Here is a 4,225-nt window from a genome sequence, read left to right as displayed (position 1 = left end):
CATCCACGCTGTCCGCCGACGCCGACACCCAGGACCTGCACAAGGTCAGCAACGGCGAGACGCTCTCGGGCATTGCGCAGCAGTACGGCGTGAGCATCCATGCGATCAAGGATGCCAATCACATGCAGTCCAACATGCTGCGCGCGGGCAGCATGCTGATGATCCCCACCAGCTGAACCGCGAGGTCGGGCCGCGCGCTTGCGCGCGCTGCTATCCTTGGCGACTCGCCCGTCCGAGTCCGTCCATGTCCGATATCCGACCGCTCCCGCCCGAGCTGATCAACCAGATTGCCGCCGGTGAGGTCATCGAGCGTCCGTCCTCGGTGGTCAAGGAGCTGGTCGAGAACAGCCTTGATGCGGGCGCGCGACGCATCGAGGTGGAGATCGAGGCTGGCGGCGCGCGACGCATCAGTGTACGCGACGACGGTATCGGCATTGCCTCGGACCAGCTTGCGCTGGCGGTGGCCTCGCACGCGACCAGCAAGATTGGCAGTTTCGATGACCTCGAGCACGTGGCCACGATGGGTTTTCGCGGCGAGGCGCTGGCATCGATCGCATCCGTGTCGCGCTTCGCGCTGAGCTCGCGGCAGCCGGATGCCGATGCGGCCTTCCGCATCGAGGTCGATGGCGGTCGCATCGGCGAGATGCGACCCGCGCCGCATCCGCCCGGCAGCAGCGTGGACGTGCGCGACCTGTTCTTCAACGTGCCGGCCCGGCGCAAGTTCCTGCGCACCGAACGCACCGAATTCGGGCGCATCGACGAACTGGTCAAGACGCTGGCGCTGGTGCATGCGGATGTCGAATTCCGGCTTGGGCACAACGGCCGCAATGTGCGCATGCTGCGACCGGCTGGGGACGAGGCTTCGATATTGGCGCGGGTCTCGGACGTGCTGGGCACCGGCTTTGCCGACGCCTGTCTGCGGATCCAGCACCAGGCTGCCGGCCTGCACCTTTCCGGCTGGGTCGGTCTGCCGACCGCGGCGCGCAGCCAGGCCGACCAGCAGTACTTCTACGTCAATGGACGCATGGTCCGCGACAAGGTGGTGGCACATGCGGTGCGCCAGGCCTATGCGGACGTGTTGTTCCATGGCCGCCATCCGGCCTTCGTGCTGTTCCTGGACCTGGACCCGTCCGGCGTGGACGTCAACGTGCATCCGGCCAAGAGCGAAGTGCGCTTTCGCGAACAGCGACTGGTGCATGACTTTTTGTTCCGGACCCTGCACGAGGTGCTTTCCGATACCCGGGCCGGCAGCGTGGCCTCGCAGCCGGTCGCGCCGCTCGCCGGAACCCAGACCGGCGACGCGGGCACCCCGGTGGCCGCGCGCTCGACGTTTGCCGGCACCAGTGGCGCCTGGCGCAGCCAGTCCGGCCTTGCGCTGGGCATACACGAAGCACCGCTGTCCGAATACCAGGCACTGGTTGGCGAGTCGCCGCGACAGGGCCTTCCCGCGACCGTCGAGGAAGCCGACATTCCGCCGCTGGGGTATGCGCTGGCCCAGCTCAAGAGCATCTTTGTGCTGGCCGAGAATGCCCATGGCCTGGTGCTGGTGGACATGCACGCCGCGCATGAGCGCATCACCTACGAGCGCATGAAGCAGGCCCGGGGTGCCAGCGGTCTGCGCACCCAGATGCTGCTGGTGCCACTGGCGCTTTCGGTGGCCTCGCGCGAGGCGGAGGCTGCCGAGGAGTACGCCGAGGCCCTTGCCAACTGGGGGCTGGAGCTTTCACGCAGCGGACCCGACCAGATCACCGTGCGTCGCATCCCGGCCCTTCTGGAAGGCGCCGATGTCGGCCAACTGACCCGCGATGTACTGGGCGAGCTGGCCCAGCACGGCAGTTCCCGCCGGCTCGAGGAACTGGAGAACGAGCTGCTGTCGACCATGGCCTGCCATGGTTCGGTGCGCGCCGGCCGCAGGCTGACCCTGGCCGAAATGAACGCGTTGTTGCGCGACATGGAGGCGACCGAACGCTCGGGTCAGTGCAACCATGGCCGCCCGACCTGGGTGCAACTGGGCATGCACGAGCTGGACCGGTTGTTCAATCGGGGGCGCTGAAGCTGCACACTTCAGCGGTATGCCTATACTGTGGTTCCTCCCGAGAGATTGCCCGCATGTTCCGAACCAGCCTCATTCTCGCCTTGATTGTCGGAGCCAGCACCGTGCATGCCGATGTCACGCCCCGCTATGCAAAGCAGATTCAGCAGTGGCGTGCGCAGCGCGTAAAGGCCCTGACGGCCCCGTATGGATGGCTCAGTCTGGTCGGTCTGCCGTGGCTGCAGCATGGCGTCAATACCGTGGGTAGCGCGGCCGACAACGACGTGGTCATCGCCAGTGCGCCGGCGCACCTGGGTCGCGTGGACTGGAAAACCGATGGCAGCGTCGAGGTCCACCTGGCGGCCGGCACGAAAGCGCGGATCCTGGGCACGCACCGGCGTTCGGCAACGCTGCTGGACGACAGCCATGCGCACCCGACCACGGTGCGCTTTGGTACCACCGAGTTTTACCTCAAGGCGCAAAACGGACGCAAGGCGCTGCGCGTGAAGGACAGTACGGCGAAGACGCGTACCCACTTTTCCGGTCTCGATTATTTCCCGATCAATCCGTCGTTGCGCATTGTTGCGCACTGGATTGCCTTCAAGCCCCAGCACCAGATCAGGATGGCCAACGAGATCGGCGGCATCGATACCTATCCGGTGCCGGGCAAGGCCGTGTTCCACTACCAGGGGCACACCTACAGCCTCGAGCCGGTGATCGAGACGCCAGGGGAAAAGCAGTATTTCCTGGTCTTTTCCGATGCCACCAGCGGCAAGCAGACCTACGGCGCGGCCCGTTTCCTGTACATCGATCCGCCGCGGAAGGGTTCGGACAAGGTCGTGATCGATTTCAACAAGGCCTACAACCCGCCGTGCGCGTTCACGCCGTATGCGACCTGCAATCTGGCGCCGCCGGAGAACCGCCTGCCGTTCCGCGTGACTGCCGGTGAGTTGACCTACAAGGGTCCGAGCGACTGACCCCCTGACTGGTTCCAGCCTGCATGGGGAGAACAGTGGTGGCCCCCCAACGGCGCATGCGGGGCATGGCGCATGCGCTGTTTCACCGACCCTTGAACTCGGCCTTGCGGCGTTCCATAAACGCGCTGGTGCCCTCGCGCATGTCCTCGGTGGCAAAACACAGCGCGAAGGCCTGGCTTTCGTAGTCCAGGCCCTGTTCGATGCTGCATTCGCCGCCGCTGAGCACGGCATCGAGAATCCCCGCAGCCGCGCACGGGGCGCCTGCGGCGAGCTGGGAGGCCAGCGCCTGCACGGCTTCGTCCAGCGCCTCGGGAGCGACCACCTGGGTGACCACGTTCAGGCTGCGCGCGCGCGCAGCGTCGATCTGCGCGCCGGTCAGGCACAGTTCCAGCGCCGCGCCGCGTCCGGCCAGACGCAACAGGCGCTGGGTGCCGCCGAAACCCGGGATCAGGCCAAGATTGATTTCCGGCTGTCCGAACTTCGCCTTCTGCGAGGCGACGCGCAGGTGGCAGGCCATGGCCAGTTCCATGCCGCCACCCAGCGCATAGCCCTGGATGCGCGCAATGACAGGCTTGCCAAGGCGTTCGATGGTGAGCATCAGGGCCTGGCCGATGCGCGAGAAGGACTGGGCCTGCATCGGCGTGTAGCTGTTCATCTCGGCAATGTCGGCACCGGCCACAAAGGCCTTGTCGCCGCTGCCGGCCAACACGACTACGCGGATCGCGTGGTCGTGTGCAGCCTGGCCAAAGGCCAGCATCAGCTCGTTCAGCGTCTCCAGGTTGAGCGCATTGAGCTTGTCCGGCCGGTTCACCGTAAGTGTGCGGACCGCGCCGTCGTCGGCGACAAGCAGATTGCGGTAGGCCATGGTCGTGAACTCCGGAAAGGAAAACCCGCATGGTACCAGCGGGGAACCATCGGCCACCGGAGCAATCAGAACAAGTGTGCGTAGGCGCGCGCGGCACCCACACGCACATGGCTTACCATGATGGACGCGCAAGGCAGCCTCAAGGTGGATGATTCGATGAAAGCACGTCTGGTCCTGGTCATGGCCCTGGCTTTGCCGGGCCTGGCCATGGCACAAGCGGCACCATCCAGCAGCAGTTCCGTTGCCGGCACCGGCAAGTCGCATCCGGAAGCCGCGGCACACCTGGATCGCCACAAGCTGTCCTATGCGGTCGGCTACCAGATCGGTACCCGCATCGCGGCCCGCAAGTCG

The 4,225-nt window shown here is 65.9% G+C and carries 3 protein-coding genes and 1 pseudogene; 3 read left to right on the top strand and 1 reads right to left on the bottom strand.

Annotated elements, in window-relative coordinates:
* Window positions 1–244 precede the first annotated feature (244 nt).
* On the top strand, window positions 245–2,053 hold the full coding sequence (gene mutL, locus PF446_RS05435; protein ID WP_298070229.1) for a DNA mismatch repair endonuclease MutL: 1,809 nt from the start codon (window positions 245–247) through the stop codon (window positions 2,051–2,053).
* Window positions 2,054–2,109: 56 nt separating this feature from the next.
* Window positions 2,110–3,009, top strand: coding sequence for a DUF1684 domain-containing protein (locus tag PF446_RS05430; protein ID WP_298070228.1), 900 nt, complete (start codon window positions 2,110–2,112; stop codon window positions 3,007–3,009).
* An 82-nt stretch (window positions 3,010–3,091) separates the two neighbouring features.
* On the opposite strand, the gene PF446_RS05425 is transcribed toward PF446_RS05430, so the two are convergent.
* Complete coding sequence (locus tag PF446_RS05425) at window positions 3,092–3,874, bottom strand: enoyl-CoA hydratase-related protein (RefSeq protein ID WP_298070227.1); 783 nt, start codon at window positions 3,872–3,874, stop codon at window positions 3,092–3,094.
* A gap of 156 nt (window positions 3,875–4,030) precedes the next feature.
* On the opposite strand from PF446_RS05425, the pseudogene PF446_RS05420 reads away from it, so the two are divergent.
* A pseudogene (locus PF446_RS05420) lies at window positions 4,031–4,225 on the top strand (hypothetical protein); the annotation flags it as partial.

Origin of the sequence: Oleiagrimonas sp. (assembly GCF_027858935.1) — a bacterium.
Lineage (GTDB): Bacteria > Pseudomonadota > Gammaproteobacteria > Xanthomonadales > Rhodanobacteraceae > Oleiagrimonas.
This window is presented reverse-complemented; position numbering and strand designations above follow the sequence as displayed.